The organism is Streptomyces bugieae (assembly GCF_036352915.1).
GTDB classification, from domain to species: Bacteria; Actinomycetota; Actinomycetes; order Streptomycetales; family Streptomycetaceae; genus Streptomyces; species Streptomyces endophytica.
Window position 1 is genome coordinate 129,577 of the sequence record NZ_JAZBJP010000019.1, and the last position, 19,667, is coordinate 149,243.

Below are 19,667 nucleotides of genomic sequence, written 5' to 3' on the forward strand. Positions count from 1 at the left end.
GGAGCCACCACGGGCACCGTCAGTGGGCCTCGGCCTGGAACATCCAGTGGTGCTTCTCCAGGTCGGCGGTGAGACCGATCAGGATGTCCTGGGTGACCGGGTCCGGCTCGTCGGTGGCGATGATCCGCTCGCGCATCCGGCCGATGACCGCGCCCAGGGCGTTCACCATGGCCCGCACCACGTCGCCGTCCTTGATCCAGCCGTCCTGCATCTCGTTGATGCCGCTGGTCTTGGCGACGGTGGCGGCCCGGCCGTCGGGGGACACCCCGACGGCGGCCGCCCGCTCGGCCACCGTGTCCATGTGCGTCCGTGCGCTGGCGACCACTTCGTCGAGCTGGAGGTGGACGGAGCGGAAGCGCGGGCCGACGACGTTCCAGTGGACCTGCTTGGCGACGAGGGAGAGGTCCACCAGGTCGACGAGGGCGCCCTGCAGGGCGTTCCCCACGATGCCGCGGGCTTCGTCGGACAGCGTGCTCTTGACGACAGACATCCAGATACTCCTGTTCGAACGGGGATCGAGCCTGACCGCACCCGATCGGGCCGCGCACCGTCCGGATCACCGGTCCGGGTGACCGATCTGGACGACCGGCCCGGGTGACCGATCCGGGTGAGCGCGTCCCGCGGGCGATCCCGACACCAATTCGGACTATTTGTCCGATTTAGCCATCGTACAAATGAATCGCGCGTTCCGAGCGGCCCGGAACGATCCGCCACACCCCCCGGACAGCGCGGAGCCCCGGCGGGCAACTGCCCGCCGGGGCTCCGGAACGCCTGTGAACAGGTGTGTCAGGCCGCGACGACATCCACGACGTCGGCCGGGGACTTGATCGTCACGCGCTCCTCCGGTACGCCGGCCAGGGACGCGACGGACACCGAATTGAGCTTCGGCCGCACCGGTGCCGGCACCGCGTCGCTCGCGGCCGCGGAAGCGGCCAGCTCGGCGAGCGCCAGCTCGTCGCTGACCTCCCGCATCAGCTCGGACATGCGCACGTCCAGCGCGTCACAGATCGCCGAGAGCAGCTCGGAGGATGCCTCCTTCTGCCCCCTCTCGACCTCGGACAAATAGCCGAGCGACACCCGAGCGGAGGACGAGACCTCGCGCAGGGTTCGGCCCTGGCGCTGACGCTGTCGGCGCAGAACGTCACCCAGCAGGCGACGAAGCAGAATCATCGCTGGCTCCCTCCTCGGACCTCGGATCCGGATCCTTCTCGCCCCACCGTACCGCCTCGGGCCGCGGCCGTGCCGGGCGCAAGTACGTGTTCACTCAGGGCTGCAAACATCCATTCCCCCCGTGTTGTTCCGTATCCTGTGCCCGCGCATTTTCTGTCAGTTCGCTCAACAACAGTGCGAGCACCGCGTCAATGGTGTCCCGGCGGATCCGCTCACGATCCCCGGTGAGCGCCAGCCGGCGCACCTCGCCGGCACCGTCCGGCCCCTGCACCGCGACGAAGACGGTCCCCACCGGCTGCCCGTCCTGCGGGTCCGGTCCGGCGACGCCCGTGGTGGCGATGCCCCAGTCGGCGCCCAGCGCCCGCCGCACCCCGGCCGCCATCTGGCGGGCGACCTCGCCGTCCACGGCCCCGCGGGCGGCCAGCAGCGCGCCGTCGACGCCCAGTATGTCCTGCTTGATGTCGGTCGCGTACGCGGTGATCGAGCCGCGCAGCGACCGCGAGGCCCCGGGGACCGCGGTCAGCGTGCCGGCCACCAGGCCGCCGGTCAGTGACTCCGCCACGGCCAGGCTCTGCCCCCGTCCGGCGAGCAGCTCCAGCGCCCCGGCCGCGGCAGAACCCGGCCCGGTCACCGGGCGGTGTCCTGTTCGGCCCGGGCGGCCCGCTCACGCGCCAGCCCGGCCCGGCGCAGCACGACGGCCTGCCGGACGTAGTCGAGTCCGGTCGCGACGGTCAGCACCACGGCCGCCGCCATCACCCACCAGCGGAAGGTCGCCAGGGGCCCGGTCAGTACCAGGACGTACATCCCGACCGCGGTGCCCTGCGCCAATGTCTTGATCTTGCCGCCGCGACTGGCCGGAATCACACCATGCTTGATCACCCAGAAGCGCATCAGCGTGATGCCGAGCTCACGGAAGAGGATCACGCCCGTCACCCACCAGGGCAGATCCCCCAGCACCGACAGGCAGATCAGCGCGGCGCCCATGATCGCCTTGTCCGCGATCGGGTCGGCGATCTTGCCGAAGTCGGTGACCAGGTTGTACGTGCGCGCCAGATGCCCGTCGAAGACATCGGTGATCATGGCGATCGCGAAGGCGGCCCAGGCGAAGGCCCGCCAGGCCCGATCGGTCCCGTTGTCGTGCATCAGCAGCAGCACGAAGGCGGGGACCAGCACCAGCCGCAGCATGGTCAGGACGTTGGCGATGTTCCACAGCCCGGCCGGCCGGACGGCCGGCGCCGTGCGCGGGCCACCAGCTGCGGAAGCCGGGACTCCGGTCATCTGGCCGCCTCCTCGGTACACGACGTGCCGTCCACCGACAGCACCTCCGCCACCAGGTCCACGCCCTCGCTCGCCACCACCTTTGCTTCGACCATACGACCGGGCGACAGCTCCTGGCCGGTCGAGAGCAGGGTGACACCGTCGGTCTCCGGCGCCTGGTGCGCGGCCCGCCCGACGAGACCGTCCTCCTCGTCGTCACGGTCGACCAGCACCCGCACCGTCTCGCCGATCCGCTCCTCGGCGCGCTGCGCGGTGAGCTCCTCGGCCAGCCGCGACACCCGCGCCAGCCGCTCGGCGACCTCGTCCGGATCGAGCTTGTTCTCGTACGACGCGGCCTCGGTGCCGTCCTCGTCGGAGTAGCCGAAGACGCCGATGGCATCGAGCCGGGCCCCGGTGAGGAAGCGCTCCAGCTCCGCCAGATCGCCCTCGCTCTCCCCGGGGAAGCCCACGATGAAGTTGGACCGGACACCGGCCTGCGGCGCCTTCGTGCGGATCTGCTCGAGCAGCTCCAGGAAGCGGTCGGTGTCGCCGAAGCGCCGCATCGCCCGCAGCACACCGGGCGCCGAGTGCTGGAAGGAAAGATCGAAGTACGGCGCGACCTTGTCGGTCCCGGTCAGGACGTCGATCAGACCCGGTCGCATTTCGGCCGGCTGCAGATAGCTGACCCGGATCCGCTCGATGCCGTCGACGGCCGCCAGCTCGGGCAGCAGCGTCTCCAGCAGGCGGATGTCGCCGAGGTCCTTGCCGTAGGAGGTGTTGTTCTCGGAGACCAGCATGATCTCCTTGACGCCCTGCTCGGCCAGCCAGCGGGTCTCGCCGAGCACGTCGGAGGGCCGGCGGGAGATGAAGGAGCCGCGGAAGGACGGGATGGCGCAGAACGTGCAGCGCCGGTCGCAGCCGGAGGCCAGCTTCACCGAGGCCACCGGGCTGCTGCCGAGCCGGCGGCGCAGCGGGGCGCGCGGCCCGGAGGCGGGCGCGATGCCCTCCGGCAGGTCCTCGGGCGGGGCCGCCGGTGCCTCGGCGGCCTGGGCGTGACCGGGCAGCGCGACCCCGGCGGAGCCCTGCCGCTCGGCCGGGCTGATCGGCAGCAGCTTGCGGCGGTCGCGCGGGGTGTGCGAGGCGTGGACGCCGCCGCTGAGGATGGTCTGCAGCCGGTCGGAGATGTCGGAGTAGTCGTCGAAGCCGAGCACGCCGTCGGCCTCGGGCAGCGCCTCGGCGAGCTCCTTGCCGTAGCGCTCGGCCATGCAGCCGACGGCGACCACGGCCTGGGTTCTGCCGTGGTCCTTCAGATCATTGGCTTCCAGCAGGGCGTCGACGGAGTCCTTCTTGGCGGCCTCGACGAACCCGCAGGTGTTGACGACGGCGACATCGGCATCGGCGGCTTCCTCGACCAGCTCCCAGCCGTCCGCCGCCAGGCGGCCTGCGAGCTCCTCCGAGTCCACCTCGTTACGGGCGCAGCCAAGGGTGACAAGGGCGACGGTACGGCGTTCGGGCATAGGGCTCAGCCTACTTCGTCCCGGACACCCCCTTCGCGCGCAGGTCTCCGCCGCCGGGCCCGGGGGCCCCGGGCCGGGCGGCGGACGCGCTCGGGAACGCGGCGCTCAGCCCGCCTGGGGGTCCCCCGGCGTGTAGCTGAGCCGCTCGACGGGCCCCTTCTCACCGATCTGCTTGACCTCTTTGCCGTTGACGTACAGCTGTACGACCGGCGCATTGCCGAGGACCAGGTCGATCCGCTTCTTGTCGGTGATCGTCTTGGACTCGCCCTGCTTGAGCAGGCTGTCCTCCAGCAGCTTGCCGTTGGCGTCCTTCGCGGAGACCCAGCTCTGGCCGTCCTTGGCGGTGACCTTGATCGTCACCTTGTCCTTCGGCAGCCCGGCGACCGCGCTGTCGGACGGCTCCGGCAGCGGCGGCTTGATCGTCGAGGGATGGCGGGTGGGCGCCGGCGCGGGCTTGGCGTGCGAATCGGAGGCGATCGGGCTGTTGTCGCTCTTGTCGCCGCCGGTGAAGAGCGTGAAGCCGGCGAAACCGACCACGGCGACGATCGCCGCGACCATCGCCGCCGTCCAGTTCGGGCGGCGCGGCTCGGAGCGGATCCGGTCGGCCTCGTAGATCGGGGCGGCCAGATCGGTCGGCGTCGGCCGGCCGCCGTGCTCGGCGTCGAAATGCGCGATCAGCGGGCCGGGGTCGAGCGAGACGGCGCGGGCGAGCGCTCTGATGTGCCCCCGGGCGTAGACGTCACCGCCGCAGCGCGAGAAGTCGTCCTGCTCGATCGCGTGCACGATGGGGATGCGCACCCGTGTCGTCGTACTGACCTCTTCGACGGTCAGTCCCGCGGCGATACGGGCCTGCTGGAGGGCGCGACCGACGGAAGGCCGGTCTGCTTCGGGGGAGTTGCCGATGGACACGGGCTGCGCCTTTCGAGCGTGTAGCCACCTGCTGGAAGTTCAGTCTAGGGGTGGAGCGAAAGGGTCGGGCAAGCGGGAGAGCCGGGTTTGTACGCCATCGGAACGCCCCGTGGGGTGCCATGCGGGTTGATGATGAAGCATCGCTCCCTCGCCTCCCTCAACTTGACGTGTCGGCAGGAGAAACGGTTGCTTACGCCTCCCGTACGGGTGACCCGGATGTCTGTGCTACTCCGTAGCCTCCCCCCGGATCACCGCCAGCACTCCGTCCAGCTCGTCAGGTTTCACAAGAACGTCACGAGCCTTCGAGCCCTCACTGGGCCCGACGACGTTCCGCGACTCCATCAGGTCCATCAGCCGGCCGGCCTTCGCGAAGCCCACCCGCAGCTTGCGCTGGAGCATCGACGTCGACCCGAACTGGGTGGAAACCACCAGCTCAGCGGCCTGGCACAGCAGGTCGAGGTCATCGCCGATGTCCTCGTCGATCTCCTTCTTCTGCTTGCTGCCCACCGTGACGTCGTCCCGGAAGACCGGGGCCATCTGGTCCTTGCAGTGCTGGACCACGGCGTGGACCTCGGCCTCGGTGACGAACGCGCCCTGCATACGGGTCGGCTTGTTCGCTCCCATCGGCAGGAACAGCCCGTCGCCCTTGCCGATCAGCTTCTCGGCGCCCGGCTGGTCGAGGATGACCCGGCTGTCGGCCAGTGAGGACGTGGCGAACGCGAGCCGGGAGGGCACATTGGCCTTGATCAGGCCGGTCACGACGTCGACGGACGGCCGCTGGGTGGCGAGCACCAGATGGATGCCGGCGGCCCGGGCGAGCTGGGTGATGCGGACGATGGAGTCCTCCACGTCGCGCGGCGCGACCATCATCAGGTCGGCCAGCTCGTCGACGATCACCAGCAGGTACGGGTAGGGCGCCAGCTCCCGCTCGCTGCCCTCGGGCGAACTGATCCTGCCGTCCCGCACCGCCTCGTTGAAGTCGTCGATGTGCCGGAAACCGTAGGCCGCCAGGTCGTCGTAGCGCAGGTCCATCTCGCGCACCACCCACTGCAGCGCCTCGGCGGCCCGCTTCGGGTTGGTGATGATCGGCGTGATCAGGTGCGGGATGCCCTCGTAGGCGGTCAGCTCGACGCGCTTGGGGTCGACCAGCACCATCCGGACGTCCTCCGGGGTGGCGCGCATCATCACCGAGGTGATCAGGCAGTTGATGCAGGACGACTTGCCGGAGCCGGTGGCACCGGCGACCAGCATGTGCGGCATCTTCGCCAGCGAGTGCATGACGTACCCGCCCTCGACGTCCTTGCCGAAGGCCACCAGCATCGGGTCGTCGTCCTCGGCGGAGTCCGCGAGCCGCAGCACGTCGCCGAGGTTGACCATCTCGCGGTCGGTGTTGGGGATCTCGATGCCGACCGCGGACTTGCCCGGGATCGGGCTGATGATCCGGACGTCGGGACTGGCCACCGCGTACGCGATGTTCTTCGCCAGCGCGGTGATCTTCTCGACCTTGACGGCCGGGCCCAGCTCGACCTCGTAGCGGGTGACCGTCGGGCCGCGGGTGAATCCGGTGACCGCGGCGTCGACCTTGAATTCCTGGAAGACCGTGGTCAGCGCGGCCACTATGGCGTCGTTCGCGGCACTGCGGGTCTTGCCCGGCCCGCCCCGGGAGAGCAGGTCCAGCGACGGCAGCGCGTAGGTGATGTCCCCGGACAGCTGGAGCTGCTCGGCGCGCGGCGGCAGCTCGCCGGACGGCTCGGGCGGGGCCTTGGTGAAGTCCGGCACGGACGCGGTGGACGGCTCCTCGGCGGGTGCCGGCTCCGGCTTCGGCCCGGCGCCGCGGGCCGGCGGAACCGTTCCGCTCTCCCCCGAGGTCTCCGCGCCGTCGTGCTCGCGGTGCTCGGTCGAGATGCCGCTGCTGAGCCCGGCCACGAGCGGGGAGGGCTGGACGCCGTGCAGCACCGCACCGTCCAGCGCCGCGGCGGCCGCGGCGGCCACGTCCACCGCGTCCATCGGCCGGTCCGCGGCAGGCTGTACGGAGCTCCGGCGCGGCCGGCGCCGCTTGGCCAGCGCCGCCTCCTCCATGGCGTCCGGGTCGTCCGGCGCGGACGCCGCGGCGGTACGGCGACGGGCGCCGCGCGCGGGCTGCTCGCGCCAGTCCTCGGCGTACTCCTCGGCCTCGTCGAAGTCCGTCCCGTCGTCCACGGGGTGCACCACGCCCAGCCGCACGCCGAGCGCCCGCAGCCGCTGCGGGATCGCGTTGACCGGGGTCGCGGTGACCACCAGCAGCCCGAAGACGGTCAGCAGCGCCAGCAGCGCCACGGCCAGGGTCTGCCCGACGGTGAAGATCAGCGGCTTGGAGGCGACCCACCCGAGGTAGCCGCCGGCGTCCTGTATCGCGGCGAAGCCGTCGCCGCGCCCCGGTGAGCCGCAGGCCATCGCGACCTGCCCGAGGACGCCGACGACCAGCGCCGACAGCCCGATGACGATCCGTCCGTTGGCCTCCGGCTGCTCCGGGTGCCGGATGAGCCGCACCGCGATGCCGCCGAGCAGTATCGGGACGACCAGGTCGAGGCGGCCGAACGCGCCGGTCACCAGCAGCTCGACGAGGTCACCGACCGGACCGGAGAGGTTGGACCAGGTGCCGGCCGCGATGACCAGTGCCAGACCGAGCAGGCCGAGCGCCAGGCCGTCCTTGCGGTGCGCCGGGTCGAGGTTCTTCGCGCCGCGGCCCATGCCGCGGAAGACCGCTCCGATGGCGTGGGCGATCCCCAGCCAGCAGGCACGGACCAGGCGGTACACCCCACCGGTCGGGGACGGTGCCGGTCTGGGCGGGGCCTTCTTGGCGGGCGCCTTCCTGGCCGGTGCCTTCTTGGCCGGGGATTTCTTGGCCGGGGCCTTCTTCGCCGTGGCCTTCTTGGCGGGCGGTTTCCCGGGCGCCTTCTTCGCTGCGGTCTTCTTGGCCGCGCCCCCGGATTGTCCGGCGCGCTGCTTCGAGGGGCCCGCCGTGCTCTGGGTTCCCTTGCCGGACGTACGTGAGGCCATGGCGACGAGATTACAGGCGATCGCGGGCATGACACGAGCGCACGGCCCTTCACCCATCCGTGTCGCACGCCCGTCTCATGAAGGGGCGTCAGCCGGCCGGCGGCCGCCCCGCGCTCACCCCGCGGGGGTTCCGGCCCCCGGCTCCAGGGCGTCCAGCGCCCGGCGCAGCCCGGTGAGTTTGCGCTCCAGATGGGCCGCGGTGGCCACCGCCGCGGCGTCCGCGGTCTCGTCCAGCTGTTTGGACAGCGCCTCCGCCTGCTCCTCGACCGCCGCCAGCCGCGCGGACAGCTCGGCGAGCAGCCCCGCGGACTCCCTCGCCTCGTCGGCGCTGGGCCGGCCGCCCTCCAGCTGCAGCCTCAGCAGGGAGGCCTGCTCACGCAGTTGGCAGTTCTTCATGTACAGCTCGACGAAGACCGAGACCTTCGCGCGCAGCACCCACGGATCGAACGGCTTGGAGATGTAGTCCACCGCGCCGGCCGCGTAGCCGCGGAAGGTGTGGTGCGGGCCGTGGTTGATGGCCGTGAGGAAGATGATGGGGATGTCACGGGTGCGCTCACGCCGCTTGATGTGCGCGGCGGTCTCGAAGCCGTCCATGCCCGGCATCTGCACATCGAGCAGAATCACCGCGAAATCGTCCGTGAGCAGTGCTTTGAGCGCTTCCTCCCCGGACGATGCCCGCACCAGTGTCTGATCGAGCGCGGAGAGGATCGCCTCCAGCGCCAGCAGATTCTCCGGCCGGTCATCGACCAGGAGGATCTTGGCCTTCTGCACCATGGCCCGTCCTCCTCGCCCCGGCAGTGAACCGGACGCCGCCCCAGGGGACGACTCCGTCATGCCGCCCGTCCTTGTGCCGGTCATGGTAGCTGCACCCCGCCTGTCGCCACACCCTGTCACCGCGATGTCACTGTGCACGTAGCAGAAACGCGGACAGAGACGAGAAGGTTCCCCGGATCCGGGGCCTCCACACGTCCGCCGCCACACTCCGTCAGCACGCGATGATCCTCATTCCGGGTCCATACTGGACGCCCCTCACTCCGCGCGCATCCATTGCTCCATGACCGACAGCAGATGGTCGGTGTCGACCGGCTTGGTCACGTAGTCGGAGGCCCCGGAGTCGATGCTCTTCTCCCGGTCGCCCTTCATGGCCTTCGCGGTCAGCGCGATGATGGGCAGCCCGGCGAACTGCGGCATCCGGCGGATCGCCGCGGTGGTCGCGTAGCCGTCCATCTCCGGCATCATGATGTCCATCAGGACCAGCACGATGTCGTCGTGCTGCTCCAGGACCTCGATGCCCTCCCGGCCGTTCTCCGCGTACAGCACCGACAGCCCGTGCTGTTCGAGGACGCTGGTGAGCGCGAAGACGTTGCGGATGTCGTCGTCGACGATCAGCACCTTCTCGCCGTGGAAGCCGCCCTCGAAGCCCGGCTCGACGAGGTCCTGGCCGTTGCCCAGCCAGGGCTCCTCGGCGGCCTGCCGCTCCGGCTGCGCGGGCGCCTGCGGGGCCGGCTGCGGCGGGCCGGACGGCTGCTGGCCGGGCAGCGCGAACCGCCGCTGGGACCCGGAAATCGCCCGCCGGCGGCGCCGGTTGAGGCTTCCGCCGCCCACCTCCCGGCGCGGCGGCTCCTCCGCCTCCTGGGCCCCGGCCTCCGTCTCGCGCGCCTCCGCGTCCATCGCCAGCCCGCCGGCGACCAGTTGCGGGTAGCCCTGCGGCGGCAGCCCGCCCGGGTTGTGCGGCAGGTAGAGCGTGAAGGTGGAGCCGCGGTTGGGCTCGCTCTGGGCGTGGATCTCGCCGCCCAGCAGGCGGGCGATCTCCCGGCTGATGGACAGGCCCAGACCCGTACCGCCGTACTTGCGGCTGGTCGTGCCGTCCGCCTGCTTGAACGCCTCGAAGATGACCCGCATCTTGCTGGACGCGATGCCGATGCCGGTGTCGGTCACGGAGAACGCGATCATCTCGGCGTCCGGGTCGCGCAGCGAACCGTGTTCCAGCAGCTGTTCGCGGATGGCCACCGGGACGTCCGCGCCGGCCGGCCGGATGACCAGCTCGACCGCGCCGGTGTCGGTGAACTTCACCGCGTTGGACAGCAGGTTGCGCAGCACCTGCAGCAGCCGCTGCTCGTCGGTGTGCAGGGTGGCCGGCAGCTCCGGCGAGACCCGTACGGAGAAGTCGAGTCCCTTCTCCGCGGTCAGCGGCCGGAAGGTGGCCTCGACGTAGTCGACGAGCTGGACCAGCGCGATCCGGGTCGGGCTGACGTCCATCTTGCCGGCCTCGACCTTCGACAGGTCCAGGATGTCGTTGATCAGCTGGAGCAGGTCGCTGCCCGCGCCGTGGATCGTCTCGGAGAACTCGACCTGCTTCGGGGAGAGGTTCCCCTCGGCGTTGTCGGCCAGCAACTTGGCCAGGATGAGCAGCGAGTTGAGCGGCGTGCGCAGCTCGTGCGACATGTTGGCCAGGAATTCCGACTTGTAGCGCATCGAGACCGCGAGCTGCTCGGCGCGCTCCTCCAGGACCTGCCGGGCCTCCTCGATCTCGGTGTTCTTCACCTCGATGTCGCGGTTCTGCGCCCGCAGCTGCTCGGCCTTCTCCTCCAGTTCGGAGTTGGACAGCTCCAGTGCCTTCTGCCGGCTCTCCAACTCGCCCGAGCGCTCCTTGAGTTGCTCGGTCAGCTCCTGCGACTGCTTGAGCAGCACCTCGGTCTTGGTGTTGACCGAGATGGTGTTGACGCTCGTCGCGATCATCTCGGCGATCTGGCTGAGGAAGTCCTTCTGGATCTGGGTGAACGGCTGGAACGACGCCAGCTCGATCACGCCGAGCACCTTGTCCTCGAACAGGACCGGCAGCACGATCACGTTCGCCGGCGGCGCCTCGCCCAGCCCGGAGGCGATCTTGAGGTAGCCGGAGGGCACGTTCTCCACGAGGATCGTGCGCTTCTCCTCGGCGGCCGTGCCGATCAGCGTCTCACCGGGCTTGAAGGTGGTGGGCATGTTGCCCCCGGTGTAGCCGTACGAGCCCATCAGCCGCAGCTCGTACTCGCCCGACTCGCCGCCGTCCGCGCCGATCTCCTGGCTGTCCGGCTGCGCCGCCAGGAAGAACGCGCCGTGCTGCGCGGAGACCGCGGGCGACAGCTCGCTCATGATGAGCGTGGCGACGTCCTTGAGGTCGCGCCGGCCCTGCATCAGACCGGAGATCCGGGCGAGGTTGCCCTTGAGCCAGTCCTGCTCCTCGTTGGCGAGGGTGGTCTCGCGGAGCGTGGCGATCATGGTGTTGACGTTGTCCTGGAGCTCCAGGATCTCGCCGGCCGCGTCCACGTCGATCCGGACGTTGTGATCGCCGAGGGTGACCGCCGCGGCGACCGCGGCGATGGCGCGCACCTGCCGGGTGAGGTTTCCGGCCATCTCGTTCACCGATTCGGTCAGGTCCCGCCAGGTGCCGGCCACGCCCCGCACCTGCGCCTGACCGCCCAGCTGGCCCTCCGTACCCACCTCGCGGGCCACTCTGGTGACCTGCTCGGCGAAGGACGACAGCTGGTCGACCATGGTGTTGATGGTGGTCTTCAGCGCGAGGATCTCGCCGCGCGCGTCGATGTCGATCTTCTTGGTCAGATCACCCTTGGCGATGGCGGTGGTGACCATCGCGATGTTGCGGACCTGGCCGGTCAGGTTGTTGGCCATGGAGTTCACGGACTCGGTGAGGTCCTTCCACGTCCCGGCGACGCCGGGGACGCGGGCCTGACCGCCCAGGATGCCGTCGGTGCCCACCTCGCGGGCCACCCGCGTGACCTCGTCGGCGAACGACGACAGCGTCGTGACCATCGTGTTGACCGTGTCGGCGAGCTGCGCGACCTCGCCGCGCGCCTCGACCGTGACCTTCTTCGTCAGGTCGCCGTTGGCGACCGCCGCGGAGACCTGCGAGATGTTCCGCACCTGGATGGTCAGGTTGTTGGCCATCAGGTTGACGTTGTCGCTGAGGTCCTTCCAGATGCCGGTGACGCCCGGAACCCTTGCCTGGCCGCCCAGTTGACCCTCCGTACCGACCTCACGGGCGACCCGGGTCACCTGCTCGGCGAACAGCGACAGCTGGTCGACCATCGTGTTGACGGTCGTGACCAGTTCGAGGATCTCGCCCTTGGCGTCGACGGTGATCTTCTTCGACAGGTCACCGCGGGCGACCGCGGTCGTCACCTCGCCGATGTTGCGCACCTGCGACGTCAGGTTGTTCGCCATGAAGTTGACGGACTGGGTGAGGTCCTTCCAGGTACCGCTGACGCCCTGCACCTCGGCCTGACCGCCCAGGATGCCCTCGGTGCCCACCTCGCGGGCGACCCGGGTGACCTGCTCCGCGAAGGAGGAGAGCTGGTCGACCATGGTGTTGAGGGTGTTCTTCAGCTCCAGGATCTCGCCCCGGGCGTCCACGTCGATCTTCTGCGACAGGTCGCCGCGCGCGACGGCCGTGGCGACCTGGGCGATGTTGCGGACCTGGGCCGTGAGGTTGCCGGCCATGCCGTTCACCGAGTCGGTCAGATCGCGCCAGACGCCGGCCACGCCGGGCACCTGCGCCTGACCGCCCAGCCGGCCGTCCGTACCGACCTCCCGGGCGACCCGGGTGACCTGCTCGGCAAACGCGGAGAGCTGGTCGACCATCGTGTTGATGGTGCTCTTCAGCTCCAGGATCTCGCCGCGCGCGTCCACGTCGATCTTCTGCGACAGGTCACCGCGCGCCACCGCCGTCGTCACCTGGGCGATCTGCCGCACCTGCGAGGTGAGGTTCCCCGCCATGAAGTTGACGGAGTCGGTCAGCTCCTTCCAGGTGCCGCTGACGCCGTCCACCCGGGCCTGACCGCCCAGCCGGCCCTCCGTACCCACGTCCCTGGCCATCCGCGTGACCTGGTCGGCGAACGACGACAGCTGATCCACCATGGTGTTCACGGTGTTCTTCAGCTGGAGCATCTCGCCGGAGACGTCGACGGTGACCTTCTGCGACAGATCGCCGTTGGCGACCGCCGTCGTCACCTGCGCGATGTTGCGCACCTGACCGGTGAGGTTGCGGAACGCGGTGTTGACGGAGTCGGTGAGGTCCTTCCATGTCCCCGCCGCCCCGGGCACCGCCGCCTGGCCGCCGAGCTCACCCTCGACGCCGATCTCCCGCGCCACCCGCGTCACTTCGGCACCGAACGCGGAGAGCTGGTCCACCATCGTGTTGACGGTGTTCTTCAACTCCAGCATTTCCCCGGCCACATCGACGGTGACCTTCTGCGACAGGTCACCGTTGGCGACCGCCGTCGTCACCTGCGCGATGTCCCGCACCTGAGCCGTCAGGTTGCGGAAGGCGTTGTTCACCGAATCGGTGAGGTCCTTCCACGTGCCCGCCGCACCCGGCACCTGCGCCTGCCCGCCGAGCTGCCCCTCGGCGCCGACCTCGTTGGCCACCCGCGTCACTTCGTCCGCGAAGGTCCGCAGCGTTTCGGTCATGGTGTTGATCGTGTCGGCGAGCTGGGCGACCTCGCCGCGTGCGCTGACCGTCACCTTCTGCGACAGGTCGCCATTGGCGACGGCCGTGGTGACCTGGGCGATCCCGCGCACCTGAGCGGTGAGGTTGCCGGCCATGAGATTGACCGAATCCGTCAGGTCCTTCCACACCCCGGCCACACCGGGGACCTGGGCCTGACCGCCGAGCTCGCCCTCCGTACCGACCTCGCGGGCGACCCGGGTCACCTCGGAGGCGAACGACGACAGCTGGTCCACCATCGTGTTGACGGTGTTCTTCAGCTCCAGCATCTCGCCGGCGACATGGACGGTCACCTTGCGCGACAGATCGCCCTTGGCGACGGCCGTGGTGACCAGCGCGATGTCCCGGACCTGTGCGGTCAGCCGGGACGCCATGGTGTTGACGGATTCCGTGAGGTCCTTCCACGAACCCGACATTCCGCGCACCCGGGCCTGGCCGCCGAGCTTGCCCTCCGTACCGACCTCACTGGCCACCCGCGTGACCTCGTCGGTGAACGCGGAGAGCTGGTCCACCAGCCCGTTGACCGTCCGGCCGACCTTCAAGAATTCACCGCGCAGGGGATGCTCCGAAGAACTGTCCGAACTGCGCGAGCGGAGATCCATCCGCTGTTCCAGATCGCCCTCGGACACCGCCGAGAGCACCCGGCCGACCTCGGAAACCGGCCGCACCAGGTCGTCGACCAGCGCGTTCGAGGCGTCGATGGCCGCGGCCCAGGAGCCTTCGGCGGCGCCGACCTCCAGCCGCTCGGTGAGTTTTCCCTCACGTCCGACGACCCGGCGCACCCGCGCCAGCTCGCCGGTCAGATGCAGATTGCGGTCCGCAACCTCGTTGAAGACCGCCGCGATCTCCGACATGACGCCGTCGCCGGAAACCGTCAGCCGCTTGCGGAAGTTCCCGTCCCGCATGGCGACCAGAGCGACCAACAGCCGATTCAGCGCAGCCGTATCCACCTCGGTCGTCCCGTTGCTCCGGGATCGTCCGCCTTTCGCGCGCGTGCTTGCGCCCCGCGCCGCTGCGCCAGACTCCACCGTGTCCCTCCCGCAGGGTCGACCGTTCTACCCGGGCTTTCTCTTGATACTTGCCCAGTGTTTCACCATGGCCCAACCAGGCCATAACAGTTCGGCAGCATCGCACACCGTCCCACGGCACGATTGGGGCGGAAACACACGTGACCGGCATCCTCGGCCGCGGCGAAGGTAAGTAACCTGGCATACGGCTGTCCACCGGCCCCGTGACCTCGCGTACGGGCGGTGGCACGAGCAGACCAGGTTTTTCCGGAGGGGCGCCGCGACCATGGGGGAGCAGATCACCGACACACGCATGAGGAGACCAGTGATCACCGCGCGGGCCGCCGCAACCTTCGAACCGGTCGGGCGCTCGGTCGCCACCGCCCGTGCGTTCGTCCGTGACACCCTCCAGGGCTGGGGCTGCGCCGACATCATCGACGACGCCGTCGTCCTCACCAGCGAGCTGGTCACCAACGCCGTCGTACACGCCGGCACCGCCGCGGACGTCCTGTGTCAGCGCAACGACGTCGGTGTGAAGATTTCCGTCGCCGACCGTTACCCCGAACGTGAAATTCCGCTCCAGAACGCCGGCCAGGTCATCGTCCACCCGGACCGCGAGGGCGGCCGCGGCCTGCTCCTGTGCGGCGCCCTGGCCGCCCGATGGGGCGTCGAATACAGCGCTGCCCAGAAATACGTCTGGTTCCAGCTCGACCTCCCCGAGCGCCCCGCCGGCACCCGCTCCGCCGGCCCCGCCCTCCCCGTCGACGCCCTCCCGGTCACCGACAGCCGGGTCCGCGTCGCGGTGATCCAGATCGACCGCGGCGGCTGCATCAGCTTCTGGAACGAGGACGCCCAAAACCTCTTCGCCTACGACCCCGAACAGGTCATCGGCAAACCCCTCACCGACTTCGCCGCCTGGCCGCACACCCCCGGCACCGGCACCGGCATCGCCGAGGCACTCCAGCTCTCCCGCTGGGAGGGCTCCTACGGCATGCGCGGCGCCGACGGCCGGGTCGTCCCGGTCTACGCCTCCCACCTGCGCGTCCGCGACGCCGACGGCGAGGCCTCCACGGTCTGCCTGCTGGTCCGCGACCACGAACGCGCGATCCTCCAGAGCCCGCAGCGCGCCCCCGCCGGCGACACCACCCCACAGCCCGGCCAGGCCGCCCCGTCGGCGGCCCACCCCGCCGACCCGTTCGAGGTCTTCATCGGCTCCCCGGCCCCCGACGACCTCGACGGCCTGCTCCAGCGCACCGTCGAACGCGCCCGCGACATGCTCGACGGCGACGCCGCCTACCTCCTCCTCGCCACCGACGACGAGACCGAACTCGAGGTCCGCGCCTCCACCGGCCTGCCCTCCGCCCGCCAGCGCTTCGCCCGCGTCCCCGTCGAGGCCGGCTCCGGACGCTACGGCTCCGCCCGGATGCCCGCCGTCCACGAGGACCTCACCGCCGTCCCCGGCGCCGTCCCCCTGCTCAGCGGCACGGGCATGCGCTCCGTCGTCACCGTCCCCCTCAAGGTCGAAGGACGGCTGACCGGCTCCCTCGGCGTGGCCGCCGAGAACCCCGGCCGCTACACCAACGAAGAGGCCCTCCGCCTCCAGTTCGCCGCCGACCGGATCGCCCTCGCCGTCGAACGCGCCCGCCTGACCGAGCTCGAAAAGCTCCGCCGCGGTTCGCTGTCCTTCCTCGTCGAGGCGTCCGACCTCCTGGCCGGCACCCTCGACCGCGACCAGACCCTGGCCCTGATGGCCCAGATGACGGTCCCCACCCTCGCCACGTGGTGCGCGGTCTACACCGTCGCCGACCAGGCCTCCGAACCCGAGCTGTCGTACGTCCTGCACGAGGACGAGGACCGCATCGACGGACTGAAGACCCTCCTGATGAAGGTCGACCCGCCCGAGCCGGTCCCCACCCCCGGCGCCCGCGTCTGGACCGCCCCCAGCGACGCCGCCCACGACGCCGCGCTGCGCACCTCCATGCGCAGCCTGGGCCTCGGCAACGCCGCCCGCCCCTCCAGCGGCCCCGGCGCCACCCTCGCCACCGCCTCCGCGGTCGGCGGCGAGACCGTCGTGCTGCCCCTCGTCGCCCGTAACCGCGTGATCGGCATGCTCACCCTCGGCAAGCCCACCGAGGAGCACTTCCGCCAGGAGATCCTCGAACTCGCCGAGGACCTCTCCCGCCGAGCCGCCCTCGCCCTGGACAACGCCCGCCTCTACTCCGAGCGCACGGCCATCAGCCAGTCCCTCCAGCGCAGCCTGCTCCCCCCGGAGCTGCCCGACATCGCCGGCGTCGAGGTCGAGGTCATCTACCGCGCGGCCGGCGAGGGCAACGAGGTCGGCGGCGACTTCTACGACCTCTTCCCGATCCGCGACGGCGCCTACGGCTTCGCCATCGGCGACGTCTGCGGCACCGGCCCGGAAGCCGCCGCCGTCACCGGCCTCGCCCGGCACGCCCTCCGCCTGCTCGCCCGCGAGGGCTTCGGCGGCCCCGCCGTCCTGGAGCGGCTCAACGCCGCGATCCTCGACGAAGGAGCCCGCAGCCGCTTCCTGACCCTCCTTTACGGCGAGCTCTGGCCCCAGGACGACGGCAGCGCCCTCCTCAAGGTCGTCTGCGCCGGCCACCCCCTGCCGCTCCGGCTGCGCCAGGACGGCACGGTCGAACCGGCCGCCGAACCCCAGCCCCTGCTGGGCGTCATGGACGACCTCGAGCTCTACGAGCAGACCGTCACCCTCGATCCTGGCGACGTCCTGCTGTGCGTCACCGACGGCGTCACGGAACGCCGCGAGGGCGCCCGCATGCTCGGCGACGACGGTCTCACCGACGTCCTGACGACCTGCACCGGCCTGACCGCCGGCGCCGTCGCCGCCCGCGTCCTGCGCGCCGTGGAACGCTTCGCCGCCGAACCGGCCTCCGACGACATGGCCATCCTCGCCATGCGCGTCCCCGAGCCCCAGCCCCAGGCCGGCTGACCCCGGGGCGGGCCACCGCCGCTGTGACCCGCCCCACACCCCCACGGTCGCCCGCCCAGGGCCACCAGCGACCTTGCGCGCGGTGCAGTACACCCCTGACCGCCCTGCACTGGAGTCCTCCCCCGGGCCCGCGCACGATCGGCCCATGACCACCACCGGGGATCAACTCGCCGCCATCAGCCAGACCGGCTCCACCGTCACCTTCTTCGCCGCCACCGGCCATGAGCTGCTCGACGTCCTCGACGTACCCCCGCAACCCCACGAACTCTGCTTCGACCCGGACCACCGGCTGCTGTACTGCACCAGCACCTACCGCTCGGGCTACTACGACGCCAACGAAGGCCGCTCCCACGAGCTCACCGTCATCGACGTGGACACCCACACCGTCGTCACGACCCTCGACCTCCGCCCCGACCACGGCCCGCACGGCCTGGCCCTGGACCGCCGCCGGTGCCGCCTCTACGTCAGCGTCGAGGCCACCGACACCGAGCCCGGCGGCGTGGTGATCCTCGACACCCGCACCCACGCCCGCCTCGGCCGCATCCCCGCCATGGCACCCGGCCCGCACTGGCTCGCCCTCACCCCCGACGGCCGGCGCGGCTACACCACCAACAAGGAGGCCCCGTTCGTCTCCGTCCTCGACCTCGACCGCGGCGTCTTCATCGACCGCATCCCGGTCCCCGGTAGCGAGGGCCTGGCCCTCACCCCCGACGGCCGCCACCTGATCGTCGCGACCCCCAAGGCCGACGCCACCCCCGGAACCCGGCCGAGCCGACCCTCCACATCATCGACACCACCACCGACGAAACCGTGCGCACCCTGCCCACCAAGGGCCACGTCGTGCCCGTCCACGTCACCACCGACGGCACGCTGCTCACCGGCGCCCTACGCCCGGCCCCCGAGCCCGGCATCCTCACCGTCCACGCTCCGCAAACCTTCACCCCGATCGGCGAGGTCGAGGTGGGCCGCTTCCCCCTCACCGTGACCTCCTCCCCCGACGGCCGCCACGCCTACGTCTCCGGAAAGGCCTCCAGCACCATCACCGTCATCGACCTGCGCAGCCTGCGGACGGTGGCCATTCTCGCCCCCGAGCGCACCGGAATTTCCGGCGCCCACGGCCTGGCCTATATCGAGGCCGCACAGAACTGAGCACGATCTGAGGCCCCCTCACCCGCCGCCACATACGACAAAGGCCCCCGCCATGAGGCGGGGGCCTTTGTCTCTTGAGCCCCAATACGGAATCGAACCGTAGACCTTCTCCTTACCATGGAGACGCTCTGCCGACTGAGCTATTGGGGCCGGCAACAGAAAGAATATTACCCCAACTCCGCGGCGTTCACGAACCATCCCCGGCCCGCTGCGGCTCGCTGCTAAAAAGCCGGCTGCAGCAATCCCCCCAGCGCATTGCAGGCACTGACCATCTTCTGCAGCTCCCGCCGCGACATCCCGGCGTGCACCGGCAGCGCCAGGGTCTCGTCCACCGCCCGCTCGGTCTCCGGCAGGAACACGTCCCGCCGCAACCCCGGCAGCCGGTACACCGGCGCCTGCACCGGCACCCGGCACCCAACCCCCTTGGCCCGCAAGGTCCGTGCAAAGGCGTCCCGGTCCGGCCGGCCGTTCCCCGGCACCCGCACCACGTACTGCGCGTACAGATGCCCCGACGCCGGCGCCGGCGTCCGGACCCCGCTGAGCCGGTCGTCCAGATACGCCGCATGCGCCCGCCGCAGCTCCGTACCCGCCGGATCCGCCCCGGCCTCGTCCTCCACCAGCACCAACAGCCCGTGCCGCTGCGCCACTTCACGCAGCCGTCCGACATCCGCCGGCCGCCCGAACTTGTGGACCGCGACGACCGCCACCGTCTGACCGGACACCACGTCGGCCACCGACGCCGGGTCCAGGCAGTAGCTGTCCGCATCCACCTCGGCGAACACCGGCACCGCACCCAACTCCACGACGGCCCGGGCCACTTCGGCGTTGCCGTACGCCGGCACCACGACCTCATCCCCGGCCCGCACGCCGGCCGACTTGAGCGTTCCCACAGTCCGCATGAGGCGGATCCTTGTCAGATGAGGTGAACGTCGAGTTACGCCCACCACCCGAAAATCGGAACAAAAAAGCTCCGGTCCCTGAACCACGAGGGTTCAGGGACCGGAGCTGAAGAATTGTTCGGCGGCGTCCTACTCTCCCACAGGGTCCCCCCTGCAGTACCATCGGCGCTGAAAGGCTTAGCTTCCGGGTTCGGAATGTAACCGGGCGTTTCCCTAACGCTATGACCACCGAAACACTATGAA

General features: G+C 70.5%; 13 protein-coding genes, 1 tRNA gene and 1 rRNA gene. 3 read left to right on the forward strand and 12 right to left on the reverse strand.

All coding sequences use genetic code 11. The features are described from left to right. Positions 1 to 19: 19 nt before the first annotated feature. The 9 genes from V2J85_RS25700 to V2J85_RS25740 all read right to left on the reverse strand — a co-directional run bounded on the left by V2J85_RS25700 (position 20) and on the right by V2J85_RS25740 (position 14,426). Complete coding sequence (locus V2J85_RS25700; RefSeq protein ID WP_261955348.1) at positions 20 to 490, reverse strand: Dps family protein; 471 nt, start codon at positions 488 to 490, stop codon at positions 20 to 22. 296 nt (positions 491 to 786) lie between these two features. Next, on the reverse strand, positions 787 to 1,170 hold the full coding sequence (locus tag V2J85_RS25705; protein WP_030415589.1) for a helix-turn-helix domain-containing protein: 384 nt from the start codon (positions 1,168 to 1,170) through the stop codon (positions 787 to 789). 94 nt (positions 1,171 to 1,264) lie between these two features. Beyond that, positions 1,265 to 1,801, reverse strand: a complete 537-nt coding sequence (locus V2J85_RS25710) for a CinA family protein (RefSeq protein ID WP_261955349.1) — start codon at positions 1,799 to 1,801, stop codon at positions 1,265 to 1,267. Further along, a complete protein-coding gene (gene pgsA / locus V2J85_RS25715) occupies positions 1,798 to 2,448 on the reverse strand; it encodes a CDP-diacylglycerol--glycerol-3-phosphate 3-phosphatidyltransferase (protein ID WP_261955350.1) in 651 nt (216 codons plus the stop codon). Before pgsA ends, V2J85_RS25710 begins: the two co-directional genes overlap by 4 nt. Continuing rightward, positions 2,445 to 3,944, reverse strand: a complete 1,500-nt coding sequence (gene rimO, locus V2J85_RS25720; protein ID WP_261955351.1) for a 30S ribosomal protein S12 methylthiotransferase RimO — start codon at positions 3,942 to 3,944, stop codon at positions 2,445 to 2,447. Before rimO ends, pgsA begins: the two co-directional genes overlap by 4 nt. Before the next feature lie 105 nt (positions 3,945 to 4,049). Beyond that, a complete protein-coding gene (locus V2J85_RS25725; RefSeq protein WP_261955352.1) occupies positions 4,050 to 4,853 on the reverse strand; it encodes a helix-turn-helix domain-containing protein in 804 nt (267 codons plus the stop codon). A 225-nt stretch (positions 4,854 to 5,078) separates the two neighbouring features. Next, the gene (locus V2J85_RS25730) at positions 5,079 to 7,892 is read right to left on the reverse strand and encodes a DNA translocase FtsK (protein WP_261955353.1); all 2,814 of its coding nucleotides are present in this window, start codon (positions 7,890 to 7,892) and stop codon (positions 5,079 to 5,081) included. Positions 7,893 to 8,006: 114 nt separating this feature from the next. After that, on the reverse strand, positions 8,007 to 8,666 hold the full coding sequence (locus V2J85_RS25735; RefSeq protein WP_261955354.1) for a response regulator: 660 nt from the start codon (positions 8,664 to 8,666) through the stop codon (positions 8,007 to 8,009). 255 nt (positions 8,667 to 8,921) lie between these two features. Continuing rightward, positions 8,922 to 14,426 carry a HAMP domain-containing protein gene (locus tag V2J85_RS25740; protein ID WP_261955355.1) on the reverse strand — a complete coding sequence of 1,835 codons (5,505 nt, stop codon included), beginning with the start codon at positions 14,424 to 14,426 and terminating at the stop codon, positions 8,922 to 8,924. A gap of 304 nt (positions 14,427 to 14,730) precedes the next feature. Here V2J85_RS25740 and V2J85_RS25745 point away from each other — a divergent pair, with 304 nt between their 5' ends. The 3 genes from V2J85_RS25745 to V2J85_RS25755 all read left to right on the forward strand — a co-directional run bounded on the left by V2J85_RS25745 (position 14,731) and on the right by V2J85_RS25755 (position 18,525). Next, entirely contained in the window at positions 14,731 to 17,376 is a 2,646-nt protein-coding gene (locus V2J85_RS25745; RefSeq protein ID WP_261957408.1) for a SpoIIE family protein phosphatase, read from the forward strand. Between the two features lie 145 nt (positions 17,377 to 17,521). Continuing rightward, positions 17,522 to 18,361 carry a YncE family protein gene (locus V2J85_RS25750; protein WP_330822851.1) on the forward strand — a complete coding sequence of 280 codons (840 nt, stop codon included), beginning with the start codon at positions 17,522 to 17,524 and terminating at the stop codon, positions 18,359 to 18,361. Further along, positions 18,358 to 18,525: a hypothetical protein gene (locus V2J85_RS25755; RefSeq protein ID WP_330822852.1), complete on the forward strand. Its 168-nt coding sequence runs from the start codon at positions 18,358 to 18,360 to the stop codon at positions 18,523 to 18,525. Before V2J85_RS25750 ends, V2J85_RS25755 begins: the two co-directional genes overlap by 4 nt. 77 nt (positions 18,526 to 18,602) lie before the next feature. Here the strand turns inward: V2J85_RS25755 and V2J85_RS25760 are convergent. The 3 genes from V2J85_RS25760 to rrf form a co-directional block, all read right to left on the reverse strand. Continuing rightward, positions 18,603 to 18,675: transfer RNA gene (locus V2J85_RS25760), tRNA-Thr, on the reverse strand. Positions 18,676 to 18,746: 71 nt separating this feature from the next. Then, positions 18,747 to 19,424 carry a DegT/DnrJ/EryC1/StrS family aminotransferase gene (locus tag V2J85_RS25765; protein WP_330822854.1) on the reverse strand — a complete coding sequence of 226 codons (678 nt, stop codon included), beginning with the start codon at positions 19,422 to 19,424 and terminating at the stop codon, positions 18,747 to 18,749. A 116-nt stretch (positions 19,425 to 19,540) separates the two neighbouring features. Next, positions 19,541 to 19,657: ribosomal RNA gene (gene rrf / locus V2J85_RS25770) — 5S ribosomal RNA — on the reverse strand. Between the last annotated feature and the right edge of the window lie 10 nt (positions 19,658 to 19,667).

Bases quoted from the DNA above. Each gene is read 5' to 3' on its own strand.
- V2J85_RS25700 (WP_261955348.1), bottom strand. From the start codon at position 490: ATGTCTGTCGTCAAGAGCACGCTGTCCGACGAAGCCCGCGGCATCGTG.
- V2J85_RS25705 (WP_030415589.1), bottom strand. From the start codon at position 1,170: ATGATTCTGCTTCGTCGCCTGCTGGGTGACGTTCTGCGCCGACAGCGT.
- pgsA (WP_261955350.1), bottom strand. From the start codon at position 2,448: ATGACCGGAGTCCCGGCTTCCGCAGCTGGTGGCCCGCGCACGGCGCCG.
- rimO (WP_261955351.1), bottom strand. From the start codon at position 3,944: ATGCCCGAACGCCGTACCGTCGCCCTTGTCACCCTTGGCTGCGCCCGT.
- V2J85_RS25730 (WP_261955353.1), bottom strand. From the start codon at position 7,892: ATGGCCTCACGTACGTCCGGCAAGGGAACCCAGAGCACGGCGGGCCCC.
- V2J85_RS25735 (WP_261955354.1), bottom strand. From the start codon at position 8,666: ATGGTGCAGAAGGCCAAGATCCTCCTGGTCGATGACCGGCCGGAGAAT.
- V2J85_RS25750 (WP_330822851.1), top strand. From the start codon at position 17,522: ATGACCACCACCGGGGATCAACTCGCCGCCATCAGCCAGACCGGCTCC.
- V2J85_RS25765 (WP_330822854.1), bottom strand. From the start codon at position 19,424: ATGCGGACTGTGGGAACGCTCAAGTCGGCCGGCGTGCGGGCCGGGGAT.